Genomic DNA, 19,773 nt, shown 5'->3' with positions numbered 1-19,773 from the left:
TCAGCCTCCCAGGTAAGCGCGTCGGATCTCGTCCATGCCCTTGAGCTCGGCCGTGCTGCCGGACAGGACGTTGCGTCCGGTCTCGAGCACCGTGGCCGAATCGACGAGGGTGAAGGCGAGGTTGGCGTTCTGCTCGACGACCACCATGGCGATGCCGGATTCGCGGCGCAAGCCGCCCGATCGCCGCGTAGACGTCCTTCGCGGTGCTCGGCGCGAGTCCGAGGGATGCCTCGTCCAGCAGCATCAGCCGCGGCTTGGACATGATCGCCCGCCCCACGGCCAGCATCTGCCGCTCGCCGCCGGACAGCGCCGAGGCGTTCGATCGGATGCGGTTCTGCAGCTTGCGGGAACAGGTCCAGGCAGTAGTCGATGTCGCCGGCGATCGCCTTGCGGTCGCGGCGCAGGTACGCGCCCACGCGCAGGTTCTCGCGCACGCTCAGGTCGCCGAGGGTGCCGCGCCCCTCCGGCACATGGGCGATGCCCAGGCCCGCCACCCGATCGGGTCGCAGTCCCCGGATGCTCTTGCCGTCGAACGTGATCTTCCCGCCGGCGCGCACCGTGCCGCTGACCGCGCGCAGCGTCGTGGTCTTTCCCGCGCCGTTCGCGCCGAGGATGCCGACGGCCCCGCCGTCCGGCACGGACAGGGACACCCCGTCGAGCACTTGGACCGGACCGTAGAACGCCGTGACGCCCTCCAGCTCAAGCAGCGGCATCCGTCGCGTCCTTTCCGATGTACGCCTCGATCACCCGGGGATCGGACTGCGCCTCGGCGGCCGTCCCCTCCATCAGCTTGCGGCCGTGGTCCAGGACCACCACGCGGTCGGTCAGCGCGGCGATCAGTCCCATGTGGTGCTCGACGACCACGACGGTGATGTCGTCCTGGTCGCGGATGCGGCGCACGGTGGCGATCAGCTGCTCCACCTCGGTGTGCGGCAGCCCGGCCGCCGGCTCGTCCAGCAGCAGCAGGCGCGGCTTCATCAGCAGCGCCCGGCACAGCTCAACGCCCTTGTGCAGGCCGTGCGACAGCTCGTCGGCGCGGACGTCGGCCGCCCAGCCGAGGCCGTTGCGCTCCAGCAGGTCGCGGGCCTCGATGCGCAGCCGCTTCTCGGCGCGGCTCGTGTGCGGCAGGCGCAGCGCCCACTCGAGCGGACCGCCCGGCAGGCGGGTGTGCGCACCGAGCAGGATGTTCTCCAGCACGGTCTCGTGCAGCTGCAGCGCGGGGTGCTGGAACGTGCGGGCCAGGCCGTGGCGGGCCAGGGTCGCCGGGCGCGCGCCGCTGACCTCGGTGTCGTCGATCAGGATCGATCCGGCGCTGGGCTTGTAGTGCCCGCTGATGCAGTTGAACAGCGAGGTCTTGCCGGCGCCGTTCGGGCCCACCAGTCCCAGGATCTGCCCCGGCTCGACGTCGAACGCGACGTCGTCGAGCACCTTCACCCCGCCGAAGTGCAGCGCGACGTCGCGCAACGTCAATCGAGCGGCCATGGCTCGCCTCCCCGTGGTCGTTGCCTCATTGCCCATGACGGACGGTCTTCGCCCGGGCGGTGCCTCTCGGGTAGAGGGATCCTCGGGTGGAGGACGGACACAGCCCCTGATGGGACGGTACGGATTCGCACTTGGATTGTCAACGATTTTGGATCGAAGTCGCCGATGTCTTTACCCAACCGTTGTGGACCGCGTGCGTGGCCGCCCGACCGCCTCCAGTCTCGCCGCATCTCGCCGTGGTCGCCGCATCGGTTCCATTCAAAGGAATCGACCGTGCCGTGCCGTCCGCAAGGTGCTTACTCTGCCCCTGAGACCGAAAGGAAGGGTCGACGATGACCGAATCACTTGCCGAGGCGATCGCCCGGACCGGCAGCGCCGTGGAGCCTTGCGAGACCAGGACTGGCCGGCGTTCACGTTCCCGGTGGCGCCCGAGTTCACCAACTGGCGGGACGAGCAGCGGGCGTGGAACGCCACGGTCGCCCTGATGGACCAGTCGCATCACATGACGCAGCTGTTCCTGCACGGCGCCGACCTCATCCCGATGCTGTCCGGCATCTCGCCGAACACGTTCGCCACCTTCCGTCCCGGAGTGGCCAAGCAGCTGATCGCGGTGAACAAGGACGGCTACCTCATCGGTGACGGCATCCTGTTCTACAACTCCGAGGGACCCGACGGGCTCGTCCTGATCGGGCACCACCTGCTCATCGACTGGGTCCGCTTCAACGCCGAGAAGGCGGAGGCGGCCGGCCGCGACGTCCACCACCGGCTCGAGGCGAACTCGAACATGCGCAAGGAGCCGCCGACGTTCTACCGGTACGAGCTCGGAGGCCCCCGTGCGGACGATGTGATGGAGAAGGTCTTCGGCGGACCGGCGCCGGACATCAAGTTCTTCCACATCGGCGAGGTGACGATCGCGGGCCGGCCGGTGCGCGCGCTGCGCCATGGCATGGCCGGCCAGCCGGGCTTCGAGTTCTACGGACCGTGGGAGGACAACGAGATCGTCCTGAACGCGCTGATGGACGCGGGCGCCGAGTTCGACATCCGCCGGGTGGGCGCCAAGGCGTACTCGTCGACGCCGCTGGAGTCCGGCTGGGTGCCCACCCCGTTCGCCGCGATCTACGACGACGACTTCGCCGAGTACCGGGAGTGGCTGCCCGCCGCGCGGGCCGGCTCGATCGGCGGCTCGCTGTACTCCACCGACATCCACGACTACTACATGACCCCGTACGACATCGGGCTGGGCAAGTCGGTGCGCTTCGACCATGACTTCCACGGCCGCGAGGCGCTGGAGAAGCACGCCGAGAATCAGAAGCGGCACAAGGTGACGCTGCTGTGGAACGCGGAGGATGTCGCGGCCGTCGTGCGCTCGCAGGTCGAGCCGGGCATCCCGGCGAAGTTCCTCGAGTTCCCCAAGGCCCGCTACGGGCTGTTCCAGATGGACGAGGTGGTCAAGGACGGCGCGCGGGTCGGGATCTCCACCGACGCCGGGTACGTCGCCTCGGACCAGCTGTACATGTCGCTGGCCACGCTGGACAAGGACATCCCGGACGGCACCGTGGTCGAGATCGTCTGGGGCGAGGACCCCATCTCGCACAAGCCGCAGGTCGACGCGTCGCACCGCCAGGTGCGCATCCGTGCCACGGTGGCCCCGGCGCCGTACCACGAGTACGCCCGGACCGTGTACCGCGCGAACGACTGACCTCCCGAGTTCTGGGCGGATGCGCCGGCCCCCTGGGCGACAGGTAACCTGTTGCCCAGGGGGCCGCCATGGCAAGAGGGTCTGCCGGCGAGTCGGCATTGCGCAAGCACCTGCGGGTGCTGGAGGCGTTCAACGCGCTGCGACCGTTCCTGACGCTCACCGAGATCGCCGACGAGGCGGGGCTGGCACCGTCCACCGCGCATCGGCTGGTCGCTCAGCTCGAGGCGGAAGGGCTGCTGGAGCGGATGCCGGACCGCTCCTACCGGCTGGGCGTGCGCCTGTGGGAGTTCGCCTCGCGCACCCCCGGCGCCCTCGGACTGCGCGAGCTGGCGCGCCCGTGGATGAGCGGCGTGCACGCCCGGATCCGGCAGGCACACCCAGCTGGGGGTGCGCACCGGGCGCGACATCCTGTTCATCGAGCGGATGTCGACCCGCGAGGCGGTGATCAACGCGACCCTGATCGGCGGACGCACCCCGCTGCCGGTCAGCTCGAGCGGGCTGGTGCTGCTGGCACACGCCGACGACCTGCTGGTCGAAGACGTGATCGCCGCCGGCTGGACCCACTACACCGCGCACACGATCCGCGATGGCCTCGAGCTGCGGGCGCGGCTGCGTCGGGTGCGGGCCGCCGGGTTCGTCGATCTGCCCGGGCACATCCACGAGGCCTCCCGCGGGGTGGCGGTCCCGGTGATGGGTCCGCACGGCGTGATCTACGCGGCGCTGGGGGTGGTCGTGCCTAACGACGGCGCACCGGTGCAGGGCATCCTCGAACTGCTGACGGTCGGCGCGGCCGGCATCACCCGCGCCCTGGAAGAGGCCTACCTGCCGGAAGGCGGGGCCTCCGGAGCCGGCACACGCCCCGGCATCCGCCCCCTGGTGAGCTCGTCGCTGGCCTCGCTGGACTACTTCGCCGGGCTGGACGCGGGAGCGGACTCCGGGGTCGACGACGACCGGCCCGTCGTGGTCTGAGGTGGCGCGCGCCATGCCGCGGATTGACACGACGATGCCCGCCCGCGGAGCGCGGACGGGCATCGGTCGGGAGGTGGGGACGATCAGAAGCCGGGGCCGCGTCCGCCCTGTGCGACGAAGGATGCCGCGAGCGCCTTCAGGCTGCCCGGGGCGGCCGGGTCGTACGAGAAGATCGACGACGTGTCCGGCTTGCAGTCGGTCGGCCGCCGGCCCGTAGGTCATGTCGCCGTTCAGGCCGAGATAGCTGACCTTGTCGAGCTCGTCCATCGCCTTCATGATGCCCGGTCCGGACAGGTCGCCCAGGGCGACGGCCTTCTCCAGGATCGTGGTGGCCGTGATGGCCTGCATGAAGCCGTACACGTTCTGCATGGTCGGCGTCTTGCCGAGCTGGTCGGTGAGCATCTTGATGCCCTCGATCGAGCTGTCGTCGAGGTCGCCGGCCAGACCGGTGATCATGAAGTGGTCCTTCAGATACCCGGCGATGTCGGTGTCCTTGAACGACTGGGCGATCGCGAAGAACTCGGCCAGCCAGGTGGGCGAGTAGCTCAGCTGCGTGGCCGCGGCCACGAGGTTCGGCACGTTGTTGGTCGCACCGCCGAACACCACGACGTCGCACTTCGCGTTCTTCAGCGTCTGCACCTGCGCCGTGAACGCCGTGTCGGTGGGGGCGAACTCGGCCTTCGGCCCGACCTTGAAGCCGAGCTGCTTGGCCGCGTAGTCCAGGCCGTCCTGCCGGGCCTGCCCGGACTGGTCGGCCTGGATCATCGAGCAGACCGTGGAGTCCTTGGTGATCTCACCCTTCTCGAACATGTACGCCAGGGCGTTCCACACGTTGGACTGGTAGGACGTGAACGTCATGCCCAGGTTCTCGTCCTTGGTGAAGCGCGAGCTCTGGGTCGACGGCAGGGCGACGGCCTTGTCCTGCCGCAGGATCGGCAGCAGGGCTTCGGTCGACGCGTCGCCGAGGACGCCCGACAGCATCACGACCTGGTCCTTGACCCGCTGATACTCCTGCACGGCCAGCTGGGGGTTGTACTGGTTGTCGGCGGTGACGACCTTGACCTTGTACTTGCCGTCGATGCCGCCCTTGGCATTGACGATGTCGTAGTACGCCTGCTGACCGGCCACCTGCTCGTTCGAGGAGGGGGCGAGCGGACCGCTGAGGGCGGTCATCTGACCGACGTGGATGACGCCGTCAGACATGTCGAAGCCGGGCACGGACTTCAGCTCGGCGGTCTGACCGGCCGACGGCTTGTCGCCGCCGGTGGTCTGGACGGCGCAGGAGGTGAGCAGCAGAGCGGCTGCAGCGGCCATGGCGAGGACGCCGGGAGTGCGGTTCTTCACGGTGTGGGTCCTTCCTTCTCGGGTGTGGATTGCTGGTTCTCGGTGGTGGGCGGGGATATCTCGGTGCGGGATTGCGTCGTCGTGGCGGTGGAGGGAGTGGTGGACGTGGATGCCGCGGCGCGGGCGGGCATGCGGAAGAACGAGATGAGCCCGCCCCGGCGGAACAGCAGGAAGACGACGATGAGGATGCCGTAGACGACCAGGCCGAAGCCCGAGACGCTGATCCCGCCGTGCTGGCCGGGCTTGGCGATGAACGGCAGGTAGTCGGCCAGCCAGATCGCCACCACGGGCACGAGCCCGATGAACAGCGCGCCCAGGACCGGCCCCCAGATGCTGGCGAGGCCGCCGATGACCACGATCGCGACGTATTGGATCGACAGGTCGAGGCCGAAGTTCTCCGGGCGGATGTACTGCAGCAGCACCCGAGCAGCCCGCCGGCGATGCCGCCGAGCACGGACGACACGATGAATGCGTTCATCATCGACGGCAGGCGCTTGACGCCGAGCACTTCGGCGGCCAGGTCGTGATCGCGGATGGCCTGCATCGCCCGGCCCGAACGCGAGCGCACGATGTTCGCGGTCAGCAGAGCACCAGGGCGAGGATCCCCCAGCACAGGATGAACATGCCCTGCTCGCGGGTGAGGAGGAAGGGGCCGACCTGCAGGGCGGCGAAGTCGACCGGACCGATGGCGACCGGGGCGGTGACCACGGTGCCGTTCAGACCCCCGGTGAGGGCCGGCAGGTTGCGGGCGGCATAGATGCCGATGTAGACCAGCCCGAGCGAGACGATCGCCAGGTAGGGTCCGCGCAGGCGGAGGGCGAACGGCGCGATGGCCGCACCCAGCGCGCCGGCGAACAGCCCCGCCAGCGGCAAGCCAGAGCAGCAGCGGCAGCCCCAGCTCGCCGCCCAGCACCTGGCCGGCGAAGGCGCCGGCCCCGACGAAGAACGCGTGCCCGAGCGAGATCTGCCCGGCGTAGCCGGTGAGCAGGTTCAGCCCGGTGCAGGCGATGGCGGCGACCGCGGCGGTGGCCAGCACGGTGAGCACGTAGCTGTCGGCGATGTTCAACGGGATCGCGACGATCGCGATCACGAACACGGCCGCGAGGATCTTCTTCGTGAGGGTGTCGAACAGGCGCGGTGCGCGGGTGCGCGGGCGGGTCGCGGGCGCGGCGTCGACGGTGGCGGCGGTCATGCGCGTCGGATCTCCTTCCGGCCGAACAGGCCTGCGGGGCGGATGAGCAGGATCGCGAGCATCACCACGTAGGGGACGACATCCGAGAATCCGGATCCCCAGCTCTCCGGGACCAGCGAGACGGCGAACTGCTGGACCACGCCGATGATGAGGCCGCCGATGACGGCACCCAGCGGCGACTCCAGGCCGCCGAGGATGATCACCGGCAGGGCGAGGAACGCGTACACCTCCAGGCCGGGCCGGACGCCGCCGCCGACCGTGGTCGACAGGACCACGCCGCCGAACGCGCCGAGCGCTCCGGCGATGCCCCACGAGATGCCGTAGACCAGCCGGGTGCTCACGCCCTGGGCCATGGCCGCCTCGCCGTCGATGGCGGTCGCCCGCAGGCTCAGGCCGATCCGGGTGAACCGGAAGAACAGGTAGAACGCGAGCAGCGAGCGCCGTGATCGGGATGAGGGTGGCGTCGCGTGCGGTGATGCCGATCCCGCCGATGCGGATCACGTTCAGTGCCCAGGGGTCGTTGAGGTTCAGCGAGTCGCCCGGCCAGATGGCGGTGACGATGGGGGCGATCGCGATGGTCACCCCGAACGTGACCAGCAGCGCGACGAAGTGGTCGGTGACCCGGTGCACGACCAGCGCCTCGAGGGCGACGGCGAACACGGCGACCACGGCCATCGCGATGATCACGCCGATCCAGAACGGCAGTCGGGCCTGATGGATGAGGGCGTACGCGAGGTACGCGCCCAGCACCACGAAGCTGCCCTGAGCGAGGTTCAGGATGCCGGAGGCCCGGGCCACGACGACGAAGCCGAGCGACAGCACGGCGTACAGGCAGCCCAGGGCGATGCCGGAGACGAGGATCTGCAGGATGTCGGTCATCGCAGCGCTCCCTTTCGCGTGCGCGGCGCCTTCCGGGTGAGACCCTTCGGGATCTTCAGCGCGATGTTGCCGGTGGTGGTGGGGTCTTCGGCGTCGTCGGACTCGTCGCCGAGGTAGGCGGCGATCACCCGCGGGTCGGCGATCGCGGCTCGGGGCGACTCGATCGTGATGGTGGTGCCGAAGTCCAGCACGAGCGAGCGGTCGCCCAGCCGGGTGACCAGCCCCATGTCGTGCTCGATCATGACGACGGTCAGGTCCAGTTCGCGCTTGGCGACCAGGATCCACTCGGCCAGTTCGTCGGTCTCGTCGTCGTTCATGCCGGCGGCCGGCTCGTCCAGCAGGAGCAGCCGGGGCTCGACGGCCAGCGCCCGGGCCAGCTCGATCCGCTTCTTGATGCCGTACGGCAGGTCGCCGATGGGGCGGCGCAGGTAGGCGCCCAGGCCCATCAGGTCGATGAGCGGCTCGCAGGCGCGGCGCGCCGCCGCCTCTTCGCGACGTGCCCGACCGAACCAGACGGCGCCGGTGAGCACGCCGGAGCGCATCAGCCGGTGGCGGCCGAGGACCACGTTGTCGAGCACGTCCATCTGCTCGAACAGGGCGAGGTTCTGGAACGTGCGGGCGATGCCGAGACCGGCCAGCGCCGAGCGCTTGGCGCCCAGCAGCGGGGCGCCGTCGAACGTGACGGTGCCGCCGGTCGGGCGGTAGATGCGGCTGATGACGTTCAGCAGCGATGTCTTGCCGGCCCCGTTCGGGCCGATCACGGTGAAGAACTCGCCGGGCTGCACGTCGAACGAGACTCCGCGAAGGATGTGCAACCCGCCGATCGTCAGCTCGATGTCGCGCACATCCAGCAGGGGTGCCGCATCCGTGCTCATGCCGCCTCCTCCGCACCGAGGCCGAGCAGCGAGCCGCTGCAGACCCTCGTCCTCGCGCAGGTGCGCCGCGGTGTCCTCGTGCACGATCCGGCCGTGCTCGATCACGTAGCCGCGGTCGGCGACCGACAGCGCCATCGTCGCGTTCTGCTCGATCAGCAGCACGCTGGTGCCGGCTTCGCGGATGGCGCGGATGGTGTCGCGCACGAACGTGACGAGCTTCGGCGACAGGCCGAGGGTCGGCTCGTCCAGCACGAGCAGCCGGGCGAGGACATCAGCGCGCGGGCGACGGCCAGCATCTGCTGCTCGCCGCCGGACAGCAGGCCGGCGGCCTGGTCGCGACGCTCGGCCAGGCGCGGGAACAGCGCGAACATCTGCTCGCGGTTGGCCCGCAGCTGGGCGCCGCGGACGGTCGTCCCGCCCATCTCGAGGTTCTCGGTGACCGTCATCGCGCCGAAGATGCGTCGACCCTCCAGCGTCTGGGCGACGCCGTGCCGGACGATCGTGCGTGGCGAGCGGCGGGTCAGGTCGCCGCCGAAGCTGCGGATGTGTCCGGCGGTGATCGTGCCGCCCTGCGCGGGGAGGAGTCCGGTGACGGCCCGCGCCAGGGTGGACTTGCCGGCGCCGTTGAGCCCCATCAGAGTCACGACCTCGCCGTCGTGCACAGTGAGGTTCACTTCCCGCAGGGCGGTGATCGACCGTCCGTACCGGACGCTCACCCCCACGACATCCAGGGCGGGCGCGGCAGGCGGATGCTGCTGTTGAGTCGTCACGGCGTCAGGTCCTCCTCGACCTTCGTCGATCCACATCGCTGCGGATCCGATCGCCCCAGTATCAGGTAACCTGAGACTCAAGTCAAGGGGACAGCAGGTAACTCTTCAGCAGTGTGCCGGTTGGTCAGGCCCAGACCGGATGGAACCCCCGGTCCGTGAGCGCCGCGCGGGTGATCTGAAACGGTGAAATCTCGTGTTCCGTCGCCCCGGCCGTCACGAGGTCGGCGAGGATCGAGCCGACGAGGGCTGCGAACTTTCCCGCGTGCCCGGCGCCGACGAAGACGGCGACGTGCGGACTTCCCGGCAGAGTGTCCAGGATGAAGTCGCGATCGGGGGTCAGGTCGTAGACGCACGTGCGGCTCATGAGGACCGGGCCGACGCCATCGGGCAGATGGCGTCGCAGAAACTCCACGAGGTAGGCGGCCTCTTCCGCATCCGGGTCGAATCGACGCTGGTCACGTTCGATGAAATGCGCGCGCATGTCGCGCCCGATCTTGATGGCGGCCTCTCCGTAGACGGGAAAGCCGTAGAAGTCGCCGTAGGCCTCGCCGTGGTACAGCCAGACGGGGAAGTCCTCGGGTCGGAACGCGTTCAACTGCGGTGTCGCGACGTATGTCACCTGCTCCTGAGACAGGGTGATGGGCAGGTCGAGACCGAGATCCGCGGTCAGGTCCTGGATCCACGACCCCACGGCGACCACGAGGTTGTCGGCGTCGAAGGCGCCCGCCGAGGTGGACACCGACACTCCGCGGTCACGGACGTCGATGCCGGTCACGGTCGTACGCGGGAGGAAGGTCACGCCCGCCGACAGGGCGAGGGATGTCATGGTCGAGACCGCTCGACGGATGTCGAGCAGACCGCCGTCCTGCTGGAAGATCCCGACGACATCGTCGTCCAGACGCCACTGCGGGTAGCGGGCCCTGATCTCGTCGACGGTCAGGTTCTCGTACGGATGGGATCGGGCATCCAGTGCCGCCTTGTATGAGTACAGCACGTCCTCACCGGGAGTGCCCGTCTGGGCCAGATCGAGTCCGCCGGTGCGGGTGTACAGCTTGCATCCCGACCTGTTCTCGATCGTCTCCCACGCGCGGAACATCGCCGGTGTCAGTCCGGTGTAGTCAGTGCTCTGGTAGGCGTGACGGATGATCCTCGAGTGATCTCCGGACGAGCCGAATCCGTGGATGAGATCGAACTGCTCGATCACGAGCACGCGGTCCGCCCCGGCGTCGGCCAGCGCGTACGCCGTGGCGCTGCCGATCGCGCCGGCGCCGATGACGATGTGCGAGTATCCGCTGCCCATTTCGTCCGCATTCACTTTCCGGTCGCCGCGAGCGACGGGTCGAGACCGTTCGCGCTCAGGATGTCGGCGATGCCTGCCCTCGTCGAGCAGCGTGGCGATGTCCGCATTCATCGCCTCGGTGAGCGAGGCCGCCTTCTTGTTCAGCAGGAGGACGACGTCGTTCGGCTTCTGACTGGAGGGGATGTCGGCGGTGGGCGCGAGGCTTGGCCGTGAGTGCCGTGTCCTCGGCGGCACGCAGCGAGGCCTCGGCGCTGGTGAAGGCCCCGGCATTCACCCGCCCGTTCTTGATGTCGGCGATCAGCGATGCCGAGGTCTGGTAGACCTTGACGGCGTCGGCACCCAGTGCGGCCTGGAACTCCGCGTTCCACAGGTACCCCTGGATGACGCCGAGCTGCTTGCCCTTCAGGCCCGCCAGCGAGTCGATGCCATCACGGGAGAGGATCGCCGCCTGGTCGAGGTACATCGCATCGGTGAGGCTGAAGCTCTTGGCTCGATCCGGGCTCGCATATACGCCTCCGATGGCGATGTCGGCGCGTCCGGAATCGATCGTCGAGGGGAGTGCCGCCCCGGCGACGGAGGAGATGTCCAGGGTCAGGCACTCCATTGTGGCGATCTTGGCGACGATGTCGCCGTCGACGCCCTTGATCGTCCCGCCATCGTCGACCGTGTACGGGGGAGACACGTACGCGGCGACCGTCAGGGTGCCCGGCGTGATCGTCTCGAGCTCCGCATGGGCGGGGCTCCAGTCGGCCGGGCTGCTCGCCGGCGGCGGTGGCCGCGCATGCGCTCAGCGCGATCGCCAGCATGGCGGTGACGGCCACGGCCGGCGCAGTTCGTGTGATGGACATCGGGTGCTCCTTGTGGTGTTCGGGTGTCGTGCGGTCGGTGTGCCGCGTCAGAACGGGATGCTCTTGCTCGGCAGCGGGGGTGGCTTATCTGCGGACGCGGACGTCTGCGCCGACGGATGCCGAGCAGGGCGACGCCGATGAGTGAGACGACCCCGTAGAGGATCCCCGCGAGAGTGAGCGGCGGGAGGAATTGGAACGTGATGGTGCCGGCGTTGTAGGCGCGGCTGAGAAGCTCCGGCACGGAGATCGCGTACGCGAGGGATGTGCCCTGGAAGGTGATGATCGAAAGACCGATCAGCGGGGGGATGACGATCCGGACGGCCTGGGAGGCACCACCAGGCGGAACTCGTTCCAGCTGCTCAGCCCCAACGCCCGACTGGCCTCACGCTGTCCCTTCGGTACGGCCTGGATGCCGGCGCGGAACACCTCTGCCGAGTAGGCGCCCGTCGTCAGGGCGATGGCCAGCACCGCGGCGGGAAGCTGCTCAACAGCACGTTCACCTGCGGCAGGCCGTTGTAGACCAGATACAGCAGGATCAGCGCCGGAAGACCGCGGCCGATCTCCACGATCGTGATCACCGGCCAGCGGAGGGCGCGGGGTGAGGCCAGGGTCCCGACCGCGAGCACGATGCCGAAGGGGAGGCCGAACACGAGGGAGAGCACCGTGAGCTTGCGCTGTGACCAGCAGGCCGGGCAAGGCGTGGGCAGCAGGAGGCCCCATTGGCTCAGCAGATCGTTCATGCGCCGACCAGCCTTCTGGACAGCCGGCGGTCCACGGCGCGTCCCAGAACGGCGACCGGGATGCTCAGGGCGATGTACAGAAGCCCCGCGACCGCGAAGTTGCCGAGGCCGTTGAGATCGACCTGCGTCTGCTGATTGGCATAGAACGTGATGTCCTTCGCGCCGATCACCGAGGCCACCGCGCTGTCCTTCAGCAGGCCGATCGCATAGGTCGCCGCAGGCGGGATGATGGTCACCACCGCCTGCGGCAGGATGACGGTCCGCGCCGAGGCGAGGCGTGGCATCCCGAGTGCGGTGGATGCCTCCCACTGACCTTTCGGCAGGCCGTCCAGGCCGGCGCGGTAGATCTCCGTCAGGTACGCGGCCGAGATGAGGCCGAGTCCGATGACCGATGCCTGCAGGGTGTCGAGCTTGACCGCACCCGAGCCGATGCCGTAGTACACGATGAACAGCCAGACCAGTGGTGGGACGGCGCGTGTCAGCTCGACGACCGCCAGCGCGGGCAGCCGCAGCCACCTCCTCGGCGATCGCCGCAGGAGCACGAGGGGAACCGCGAGCACGGCCCCGACGACGAACGACAGCACCGTGATGAGCACCGTCGTCCCGACGCCTCTCGCGAGCAGTTCGAGCAGGTCCCACATCATCGGCCTCGATATGCGGTGAGGAACTGCTGGATGCGGGCGTGCTGGGGGTGCGCAGCAGGATCTCAGGCGGGCCCTCCTCGAGGAGCGCTCCGTCGCACATGAAGATCACCCGGTCGGACACGTCCTCGGCGAACTGCATCTCGTGGGTGCAGACGATCATCGTCATCCCCTCGTCCGCGAGCCGGCGCATCGTGCTGAGCACCTCGACGCTGAGCTCGGGGTCCAGGGAGGCGGTCGGCTCGTCGAAGAGCATGAGCTGAGGATCCATCGCCAGAGCGCGGGCGATCGCGATGCGCTCCTGCTGACCTCCTGAGCACTGCGCGGGCTTCTTGTCGGCGTGTTCGGCCAGACCCACACGCGTCAGCTCCTGCTCGGCCCGGATGCGTGCGTCCGCCTTGGATCTGCCCAGCGTGTGCATCTGGGCGAGCATCACGTTCTCGTACGCGGTCAGATGCGGGAAGAGGTTGAACTGCTGGAACACCATGCCGACATCGCGGCGGAGGGCGTTCAGGGAGCGGCGATCCGAGCCGACGATGCGCCCGTTGAAGCTCATCGTCCCCGAGTCCGGCGATTCCAAGCGGTTGATGCTCGCGAGCAGGGTGCTCTTTCCCGCGCCGCTGGGCCCGATCAGCGCGATCACCTCGCCGGCGTGGACATCCAGCGACACCTCGTTCACGACGGTGACGTGGCCGAAGGACACCCGGATGTCGGAGAGCTCGAGCAGCGGTGTTCCCTCGCTGCTCGTCACCACGTGCGCGGGGCGGGATGTGGAGCGACTGCGCTGTGTCACGGTGGGTCACCACTTCTGCTCAGACGACATCGGCTTTGGGCCATCATTGCGCGGCGGGAGCGGGATCTGAAACAGCTTCTCTGCCCGGATGTACAATCAATGGTTGTGGATTCGATCCGGCGCCTCCGCGCGTTCGTCGCGCTGGCCGACAACCTGCACTTCGGGCGTACCGCGGCGCAAGCTGTTCGTCTCGCAGCAGGCGCTGAGCAAGCAGATCGCCACGCTCGAGGCCGAGGTCGGGGTCACGCTGTTCACGCGCACGACCCGCGCCGTCGAACTGACGCCGGCCGGCGAGCTGTTCGTGCAGGCCTGCCGCCGAGCACTCGCCGAGCTGGATGCCGGTGTGGAGGCGATCCGCGGCGACCCGGGGATCCTGCAGCTCGGTCTCATCGTGCTCGGTGCCTTGGAACTGACCGAGCCGATACTGGCGGAGTTCCGCCACGCGCGACCGGGCTCCGAGATCGTGACGCGACAGTTCACATTCGCCGACCCGAGTGCGGGCCTGGCCGACCGCTCCTCGGACGTCGCCGTCGTGCGCCTTCCCATCGACGTTCCCGGACTGCGCACCGAGCGACTTTTCGTGGAGCCCCGCGTCGTGGTCGTACCGTCCCGCCATCCCATCGCCGCGCAGCCGGATGTCGCGGTCGCGGAGCTGCTCGGCGAGCGGATCACGGTCAGCAACGCCACCGATGAGCGCTATCACCGGTTCTGGACCCTGGCCGATCATCGCGCGACCCCCATGCCTGCCCCGATCCTCGCCCGTTCCCACGCCGAGGAGATCGAGATCGTCGCCTCCGGACGTGCCCTGAGCATCTCGTCCGCCTGTGCGGCCCGGCTGACCCCGCATCCGGATGTCCGGTTCGTCCCGATCCGGGATGTCCCCGGCACCGAGTGCGCGATCGCGTGGCGGGCTGATCAGGAGAGTCCGCTCATCCGCGACTTCGTCGACGCGGCACGCCGCGTGCGAGAGCGGGAGACCGCACTCGTGTCATCGATCGAGCATCCCGGCCGCTGACACGGCCGATCCCTTTCACAACTCGGGATTGTCTATCCGGACGCACTCGCTGTTTCCGTCCGCGCTGTCGGCCGGGGCACGATCGCAGGGAGGCGTGATTCGCCTGTCCCGGACCGACGAAGGTCCGGGCACCGATGCGGAACGGATGGATTATGACTGTCATCATCTCGGGTGAGGGGCTCTCGGTCGAGCAGATCGCCGCTGTGGCCAATGGCGAACCGGTGGAGATCACCGGCGATCCGGACGTGCGGGCACGGATGGAGCGGTCGAGGGACGTCGTGCGTGATGCGCTGGCCCGCGGTGAGGCGGTCTACGGGGTCTCGACCCTGTTCGGCGCCATGGCCGACCACCACGTGCCGGCCGACCAGCTCGTCGAGCTCGAGCGACTGGCGCTCTGGCAGCACAAGACGGCGACCGGGCCGCGGCTTCCCGCCGAGGAGGTGCGCGCGGCGATGCGCTGCGCGCGAATTCGCTCGTGAAGGGGGCATCGGCAATCCGCCTCGAGATCGTCCAGCGGTACGCGACATTCCTGAATGCGGACGCCGTGCCGCAGGTGTACCAGCGAGGCTCGATCGGAGCCAGCGGCGACCTCGTGCCGCTGAGCTACATCGCGGGCGCGATCCTCGGGCTTGACGCCGGGTTCCTCGTGGACTACGAGGGGGAGGAGTTGGACGCGCTCACCGTTCTCGCACGACTCGGCCTGGAGCCCCTCGAGCTCCAAGCCGAAGGAGGGGCTCGCGCTGAACAACGGAACGGCAGCGTGCACCGCGGTAGCGGCTGTCGCGGTGAACCGTGCCTTCGACCTGGCTTCCGTCGGCTTCGGCGTGCATGCGCTGTACGCCCAGGCGCTGTTGGCGACGGACCAGAGCTTCGCCCCGTTCGTGCAGGCGGTCAAGCCGCACCCGGGCCAGATTTTCACGGCCGCCGCGATGATCGATCTCGTGACCGGTTCGGCGGCCATCCGCAACGAGGAAGGGGGTGCGCGCGATCGCCCGGAGGGGGTGCTCATCCAGGACCGGTACTCGCTGCGGTGCCTGCCGCAGTACATCGGACCCATCGTGGACGGGATGGTGACGGTCAAGCGCCAGATCGAGGTGGAGTCCAACAGCGCGAGCGACAACCCCCTCGTCGACGGGGAGCGCGGCGAGATCCTGCACACCGGGAACTTCCTCGCCCAGTACACCGGCGTCGCGATGGACCAGCTGCGGTACCACCTGGGACTGATGGCGAAGCACATCGACGTGCAGACGGCGCTGCTGATGGCACCCGAGTTCAACCACGGTCTGGCACCGTCGTTGACCGGGCACATGGACGGCATGAGCGTGGGGCTGAAGTCGCTGCAAGTGGCGGTCAATCAGATGATGCCGCTGATGGGCTTCTACGGGCAGTCGATCGTCGACCGCTTCCCCACCCATGCGGAGCAGTTCAACCAGAACGTGAACAGCCAGGCGATGAACTCGGCCAACCTTGCACGTGAGACCCTCGACGTCTTCACGCACTTCCTGGCGGTCTCGCTGTTCGTGGCGGTGCAGGCGGTCGAGCTGAGGGCGAAGCAGATGCGCGACACCTACGACGCCCGGGAGATCCTCTCGCCCGCCACGATCGGACTGTATGAGGCGGCGCGCGCTGCGGCGACGCCGAAGCAGATCGGCGACGGACCGCTGATGTTCAACGACATGGATCAGCTGGTCCAGCCGATGGTCGAGGGCCTGATCGCCGGGCTCGACACGGACGGGTCCATACTGCGTTCCGTCGATGCCGTGAACCGAAAGCTCCGCGCACACGACGATCGCTGATCGGCGCACAGGCCGGCTGCGGTCAGCGGACGAACGCGCTGTGCCCGGTCAGTGCCCGGCCGACGATGAGCGTGTTGATCTCGCGGGTGCCCTCGAACGTGTACATCGCCTCGGCGTCGCCGAAGAAGCGCATCGCGTCGCCGGTGAGCAGGATGCCGTTGCCGCCCATCGTCTCGCGGGCCAGCGCGACCGACTCGCGCAGACGGTCGGCGGCGACGCGCTTGACCAGGCTCGCCGACACGTCGTCGGCGATCGGATGGGTCGTCGTGCGCACCGCGAGCGCGAGCGTCTGGGCGATGTTGCCGACGATCTGCACGAGCTTGTCCTGGATCAGCTGGAAGCCGGCGATGGGGCGTCCGAACTGCTCGCGGTGCTGCGCATAGTGCAGGGCCGCGACATATGCCCCCAACTGCATACCAGCCGAACTCCAGGCGATGTCGGCGCGCAGCCGGCGGAATGCCCGGTTGATGTCGCGGAACCCCTCGATCCGCGGCAGGCGTCGTTCCTCGGGCACGAGCACGCCCTCGAGCAGGATGTCGGCGTTGTGCACGAGCCGTGCCGCGCCCTTGTGCGCGATCACGGTGCGGCGCACGCCCGGAGAGTCGGCGGGCACGACGAACGCGAGCACACGATCCCCGTCGGCCTCGCGGGCGACGATGACGAGGTTGTCCGAGATCGTGGCGTTGCCGATCCAGCGCTTGGCGCCGTCGATCACCCAGCCGTCCGCGGTGCGCCGCGCTGTCGTGGCCATCCCGCCGGCGACATCCGAGCCGTGGTCCGGCTCGCTCAGGGCGAAGCATCCGGTGAAGCTGAAGTCCAGGATGCCGGTGTCCCAGGCGGCGATCTGCTCCGGCTTGCCGCCGGCGTGGACGAGGGTGCGGAACATGCCCACCTGGCCGCCGTACGTGATCGACATGGCCAGGTCGAGCCGGCACAGCTCGAGGGTGACGAATCCGCGGTACAGCGGGCGCAGCATCCCCTCGTCGTCGAGGAGCTCGGGCGCATCGAGCAGATCGAGCGCGGCCAGAGGACGGCGGAAGTCGGCGAGGTTGTCGCCGCGTTCCCACCGCTCCACGAGTACCGGACGCACGTTCTCGTCCAAGTACGCGCGCAGCTCGGCCAGCTTCGCCTTCTCGGCGGCGGTCAGATCGTCGGCGAAGCCGAGCAGGTCTCCGGGATAGTCCAGTTCCACGGGGCCGTCGGTCATGATCCCCCTTCGAGCCCCAGCAGGCGCACGGCGTTGTCCTTGAGCACGAGCCGGACCACCTCGTCGGGCAGCTCGAGCCCGGCGAAGTCGCGCAGCCAGCGGTCGGGGGTGAGCGCCGGGAAGTCCGAGCCGAAGAGCATCTTGTGCTTCAGATAGGTGCGGGTGGCGCGCACCAGCGCCGGGCTGAAGTACTTCGGCGACCACCCGGACAGGTCGATCCACACGTTCGCCTTGTGCGTCGCGATCGAGATCGCCTCGTCCTGCCATGGGACGCTGGGGTGCGCCAGGATGATGGGGAGTTCCGGATGCCGTGCCGCGACGTCGTCCAGCAGCATCGGGTTGGACAGGCCCAGCCGCAGACCCAGTCCTCCCGGGACGCCTGCACCCACCCCGGTCTGCCCGGTGTGCACGACGATCGGCAGACGCAGCTGCTCGATGGCGGCGAACAGCGGGTCGAACTCGGGCGCCGACGGGTCGAAGCCCTGCACCGTCGGATGGAATTTGAACCCCCGCACCCCGAGGTCGCCGGCCTGCCGGTGCAGTTCGGCCAGCGCCGCGTCGCCCTGCAGCGGATCGACCGACCCGAACGCGATGAGGGTGTCGGCGTTGCGCGCCGCGCCCGCCACGATGTCGTCGATGCTGTTCGGGGCATGACCGGTGTTGGTGGTGGCATCCACCGTGAACACCACGGCCATCATGTCGCGCTCGCGGTAGTACGCGGCGGTCTCATCGACGGTGCGGGTCGGCTCGCCGCTGCCGAAGTAGCGGTCCATCGCCTCGCGCTGCTCGTCGGATGCGCCGAAGTGGCCGCTGTCATCGACCTGGATGTGCACATGGGTGTCAATGGCGCGGATGCGGTCGAGATCGGTCATGCGGACCCCTTCTGGTTGCGATCGCGCACGACCTCGTCCCGGAGCGAGCCGATGTCGACCTTGCCGGTGGGCGTGCGGTCCATGGAGGCGCGGAACAGGATGTGCCGCGGCTTCTTGTACCCGGCCAGCAGGCTGTCCACGTGGGCGAGCAGCTCGTCCGGGGTGACGTCCGCTCCGCGCTGCACCACCGCCGTCACGACCTCGCCGAACCGGGGGTCCGGGGCGCCGAGCACGACCGCGTCCGCCACGGCGGGATGGGACAGCAGCGCCTCCTCGACCTCGAGCGGGTAGACCTTCTCGCCGCCGGTGTTGATGACGCCGCTGCCGCGGCCGAGGAACTCGATGTGACGGTCGTCCTCCACCCGGACCCAGTCGCCGGGCACCACGTGACGGACGCCGTCGATGATAGGGAAGGTGGCCGCCGTCTTCTCGGCGTCGCCGTGGTAGCCCAGCGGCAGTGCGCCGCGCTGGGCGAGCACGCCCAGCGCCCCGGGCCGGTCCTGGATCTCGTGCCGCTGCTCGTCCAGCACGACCGCGGTCGGGAACAGCTGCGGCCGCCCCGGCAGATTGTCGACGCCGGTCGTGGTGGTCACGGCGAACCCGCCGCCCTCGGTCGAGGCCAGCAGGTCGAAGATGGAAAGATCGCCGAGCTCGTGCAGCCGGCGCTTGCTCTCCGGGCTGAACCGCATGCCCGAGCTCATCACCGACGTGACCGTCTCCAGACGCACGCCCAGCCGCTCGGCGGCGTCGACCAGCGGGATGGTCACCGCGTCGCCGGCGACGATCACCCGGGTCGCGTGCGCAACGTTGGCGAATCGCACGGCGGCTTCGGCGTCCAGCCGGGCCGAGCCGGTGATCAGCACGGTGCCGCCGATCGTGAGGGTGTTCATCGACGTCGTCAGCGCCGTGCCGTGCATGAACGGCGCCAACGGCAGGTTCACCATCGGCGGATACGAGCGGTCGCTCGCGATGGCCACGGCCTCGTCGAGGGTGTGCGGCCACGGGCGCTCGGAGAGCGAGTAGGTGGCGAACATCTGCACCTCGAACATGTCCTGCTCGTCCCAGCGCACCGCCTTGGGGCGGCCGGTCGTCCCGCCGGTGTAGATCCACAGCTCGGCGCCGTCCGGGGCGGCCGGCGGCAGCGGGGTGTCGCCGGCGACCGCGTCCGCCCAGCTCAGACCCGGCGCGGGCGCGGTGTCGTCGTCGACGACGCTCAGCAGCACGTCGCCGGCGGCCTGGGCCGCGGCATCCGTCGCCACCGGCGTGAGCGAGGTCGGGTGGATCAGCACCGCGGCGCCGGAGTCGTCCAGCAGTGCGGCGACCTCGCCCGCGCGCAAGCCGGTAGTTCAGC

The 19,773-nt window shown here is 69.1% G+C and carries 22 protein-coding genes and 6 pseudogenes; 9 read left to right on the top strand and 19 right to left on the bottom strand.

All coding sequences use genetic code 11. The features are described 5' to 3' along the window. The 3 genes and pseudogenes from L2X98_RS07830 to L2X98_RS07820 form a co-directional block, all read right to left on the bottom strand. Positions 1-171 (bottom strand): hypothetical protein, encoded by a 171-nt coding sequence (locus L2X98_RS07830; RefSeq protein WP_259613434.1) that lies wholly within the window; start codon positions 169-171, stop codon positions 1-3. Between the two features lie 272 nt (positions 172-443). After that, positions 444-713, bottom strand: a pseudogene (locus L2X98_RS07825) (ATP-binding cassette domain-containing protein); the annotation flags it as partial. Next, the gene (locus L2X98_RS07820; protein ID WP_259612888.1) at positions 700-1,482 is read right to left on the bottom strand and encodes an ABC transporter ATP-binding protein; all 783 of its coding nucleotides are present in this window, start codon (positions 1,480-1,482) and stop codon (positions 700-702) included. The gene L2X98_RS07820 and the pseudogene L2X98_RS07825, both read right to left, overlap by 14 nt. A 385-nt stretch (positions 1,483-1,867) precedes the next feature. Here L2X98_RS07820 and L2X98_RS07815 point away from each other — a divergent pair, with 385 nt between their 5' ends. The 3 genes and pseudogenes from L2X98_RS07815 (at position 1,868) to L2X98_RS20535 (ending at position 4,150) form a co-directional block, all read left to right on the top strand. Further along, positions 1,868-3,181, top strand: coding sequence for an aminomethyl transferase family protein (locus tag L2X98_RS07815; RefSeq protein ID WP_259612887.1), 1,314 nt, complete (start codon positions 1,868-1,870; stop codon positions 3,179-3,181). A 68-nt stretch (positions 3,182-3,249) separates the two neighbouring features. Beyond that, positions 3,250-3,375, top strand: a pseudogene (locus L2X98_RS20540) (helix-turn-helix domain-containing protein); the annotation flags it as partial. Between the two features lie 229 nt (positions 3,376-3,604). Then, the gene (locus tag L2X98_RS20535; protein WP_354003019.1) at positions 3,605-4,150 is read left to right on the top strand and encodes an IclR family transcriptional regulator domain-containing protein; all 546 of its coding nucleotides are present in this window, start codon (positions 3,605-3,607) and stop codon (positions 4,148-4,150) included. Positions 4,151-4,372: 222 nt separating this feature from the next. On the opposite strand, the pseudogene L2X98_RS20530 reads toward L2X98_RS20535, so the two are convergent. The 4 genes and pseudogenes from L2X98_RS20530 to L2X98_RS07795 all read right to left on the bottom strand — a co-directional run. Then, positions 4,373-5,353, bottom strand: a pseudogene (locus tag L2X98_RS20530) (ABC transporter substrate-binding protein); the annotation flags it as partial. A 137-nt stretch (positions 5,354-5,490) separates the two neighbouring features. Further along, complete coding sequence (locus tag L2X98_RS07805; protein ID WP_259612885.1) at positions 5,491-5,916, bottom strand: ABC transporter permease subunit; 426 nt, start codon at positions 5,914-5,916, stop codon at positions 5,491-5,493. Positions 5,917-6,073: 157 nt separating this feature from the next. Then, a complete protein-coding gene (locus tag L2X98_RS07800; RefSeq protein ID WP_259613433.1) occupies positions 6,074-6,367 on the bottom strand; it encodes an ABC transporter permease in 294 nt (97 codons plus the stop codon). A gap of 315 nt (positions 6,368-6,682) precedes the next feature. Continuing rightward, positions 6,683-7,120, bottom strand: coding sequence for a branched-chain amino acid ABC transporter permease (locus L2X98_RS07795; protein ID WP_259613243.1), 438 nt, complete (start codon positions 7,118-7,120; stop codon positions 6,683-6,685). A gap of 17 nt (positions 7,121-7,137) precedes the next feature. On the opposite strand from L2X98_RS07795, the gene L2X98_RS07790 reads away from it, so the two are divergent. Then, positions 7,138-7,401 (top strand): hypothetical protein, encoded by a 264-nt coding sequence (locus tag L2X98_RS07790; RefSeq protein WP_259612884.1) that lies wholly within the window; start codon positions 7,138-7,140, stop codon positions 7,399-7,401. Here L2X98_RS07790 and L2X98_RS20525 read toward each other — a convergent pair. The 8 genes and pseudogenes from L2X98_RS20525 to L2X98_RS07760 all read right to left on the bottom strand — a co-directional run. Then, positions 7,305-7,565, bottom strand: a pseudogene (locus L2X98_RS20525) (ABC transporter permease subunit); the annotation flags it as partial. The gene L2X98_RS07790 and the pseudogene L2X98_RS20525 sit on opposite strands and share 97 nt — an antisense overlap. After that, the gene (locus L2X98_RS07785; RefSeq protein ID WP_259612883.1) at positions 7,562-8,692 is read right to left on the bottom strand and encodes an ATP-binding cassette domain-containing protein; all 1,131 of its coding nucleotides are present in this window, start codon (positions 8,690-8,692) and stop codon (positions 7,562-7,564) included. The gene L2X98_RS07785 and the pseudogene L2X98_RS20525, both read right to left, overlap by 4 nt. Then, on the bottom strand, positions 8,593-9,210 hold the full coding sequence (locus L2X98_RS07780; RefSeq protein ID WP_259612882.1) for an ABC transporter ATP-binding protein: 618 nt from the start codon (positions 9,208-9,210) through the stop codon (positions 8,593-8,595). Before L2X98_RS07780 ends, L2X98_RS07785 begins: the two co-directional genes overlap by 100 nt. A 124-nt stretch (positions 9,211-9,334) precedes the next feature. After that, a complete protein-coding gene (gene solA / locus L2X98_RS07775; protein WP_259612881.1) occupies positions 9,335-10,621 on the bottom strand; it encodes an N-methyl-L-tryptophan oxidase in 1,287 nt (428 codons plus the stop codon). Continuing rightward, positions 10,566-11,192 carry a substrate-binding periplasmic protein gene (locus L2X98_RS07770; RefSeq protein ID WP_354002963.1) on the bottom strand — a complete coding sequence of 209 codons (627 nt, stop codon included), beginning with the start codon at positions 11,190-11,192 and terminating at the stop codon, positions 10,566-10,568. The genes solA and L2X98_RS07770 overlap by 56 nt, the downstream gene beginning before the upstream one ends. A gap of 460 nt (positions 11,193-11,652) precedes the next feature. Continuing rightward, a complete protein-coding gene (locus tag L2X98_RS20520; protein WP_354003018.1) occupies positions 11,653-11,784 on the bottom strand; it encodes a hypothetical protein in 132 nt (43 codons plus the stop codon). A gap of 23 nt (positions 11,785-11,807) precedes the next feature. Continuing rightward, a complete protein-coding gene (locus L2X98_RS07765; RefSeq protein WP_259613241.1) occupies positions 11,808-12,098 on the bottom strand; it encodes an ABC transporter permease subunit in 291 nt (96 codons plus the stop codon). Beyond that, a complete protein-coding gene (locus L2X98_RS07760; RefSeq protein ID WP_259612880.1) occupies positions 12,095-12,742 on the bottom strand; it encodes an amino acid ABC transporter permease in 648 nt (215 codons plus the stop codon). The genes L2X98_RS07765 and L2X98_RS07760 overlap by 4 nt, the downstream gene beginning before the upstream one ends. A gap of 98 nt (positions 12,743-12,840) precedes the next feature. Here L2X98_RS07760 and L2X98_RS07755 point away from each other — a divergent pair, with 98 nt between their 5' ends. Further along, complete coding sequence (locus L2X98_RS07755; protein WP_259612879.1) at positions 12,841-13,002, top strand: hypothetical protein; 162 nt, start codon at positions 12,841-12,843, stop codon at positions 13,000-13,002. 29 nt (positions 13,003-13,031) lie between these two features. Here L2X98_RS07755 and L2X98_RS07750 read toward each other — a convergent pair. Beyond that, a pseudogene (locus L2X98_RS07750) lies at positions 13,032-13,382 on the bottom strand (ATP-binding cassette domain-containing protein); the annotation flags it as partial. Here L2X98_RS07750 and L2X98_RS07745 point away from each other — a divergent pair. The 4 genes and pseudogenes from L2X98_RS07745 (at position 13,285) to L2X98_RS07730 (ending at position 16,343) form a co-directional block, all read left to right on the top strand. After that, positions 13,285-13,602: a hypothetical protein gene (locus L2X98_RS07745; RefSeq protein WP_259612878.1), complete on the top strand. Its 318-nt coding sequence runs from the start codon at positions 13,285-13,287 to the stop codon at positions 13,600-13,602. The pseudogene L2X98_RS07750 and the gene L2X98_RS07745 sit on opposite strands and share 98 nt — an antisense overlap. 33 nt (positions 13,603-13,635) lie before the next feature. Continuing rightward, positions 13,636-14,547 (top strand): LysR family transcriptional regulator, encoded by a 912-nt coding sequence (locus L2X98_RS07740; protein WP_259612877.1) that lies wholly within the window; start codon positions 13,636-13,638, stop codon positions 14,545-14,547. Positions 14,548-14,681: 134 nt separating this feature from the next. Beyond that, positions 14,682-15,214: pseudogene (locus tag L2X98_RS20515) on the top strand (aromatic amino acid lyase); the annotation flags it as partial. Continuing rightward, positions 15,177-16,343, top strand: a complete 1,167-nt coding sequence (locus L2X98_RS07730; RefSeq protein WP_259612875.1) for an aromatic amino acid ammonia-lyase — start codon at positions 15,177-15,179, stop codon at positions 16,341-16,343. The pseudogene L2X98_RS20515 and the gene L2X98_RS07730, both read left to right, overlap by 38 nt. A gap of 22 nt (positions 16,344-16,365) precedes the next feature. Here L2X98_RS07730 and L2X98_RS07725 read toward each other — a convergent pair whose 3' ends face one another. The 3 genes from L2X98_RS07725 to L2X98_RS07715 are packed head-to-tail and all read right to left on the bottom strand — an operon-like array spanning position 16,366 to position 19,759. After that, on the bottom strand, positions 16,366-17,550 hold the full coding sequence (locus L2X98_RS07725; protein WP_259612874.1) for an acyl-CoA dehydrogenase family protein: 1,185 nt from the start codon (positions 17,548-17,550) through the stop codon (positions 16,366-16,368). Further along, on the bottom strand, positions 17,547-18,422 hold the full coding sequence (locus L2X98_RS07720) for an amidohydrolase family protein (RefSeq protein WP_259612873.1): 876 nt from the start codon (positions 18,420-18,422) through the stop codon (positions 17,547-17,549). Before L2X98_RS07720 ends, L2X98_RS07725 begins: the two co-directional genes overlap by 4 nt. Continuing rightward, positions 18,419-19,759, bottom strand: coding sequence for an AMP-binding protein (locus tag L2X98_RS07715; protein ID WP_259612872.1), 1,341 nt, complete (start codon positions 19,757-19,759; stop codon positions 18,419-18,421). The genes L2X98_RS07720 and L2X98_RS07715 overlap by 4 nt, the downstream gene beginning before the upstream one ends. Between the last annotated feature and the right edge of the window lie 14 nt (positions 19,760-19,773).

The sequence above is a fragment of the Microbacterium elymi genome (genome assembly GCF_021582895.2).
GTDB lineage: Bacteria > Actinomycetota > Actinomycetes > Actinomycetales > Microbacteriaceae > Microbacterium > Microbacterium humicola.
This window is presented reverse-complemented; position numbering and strand designations above follow the sequence as displayed.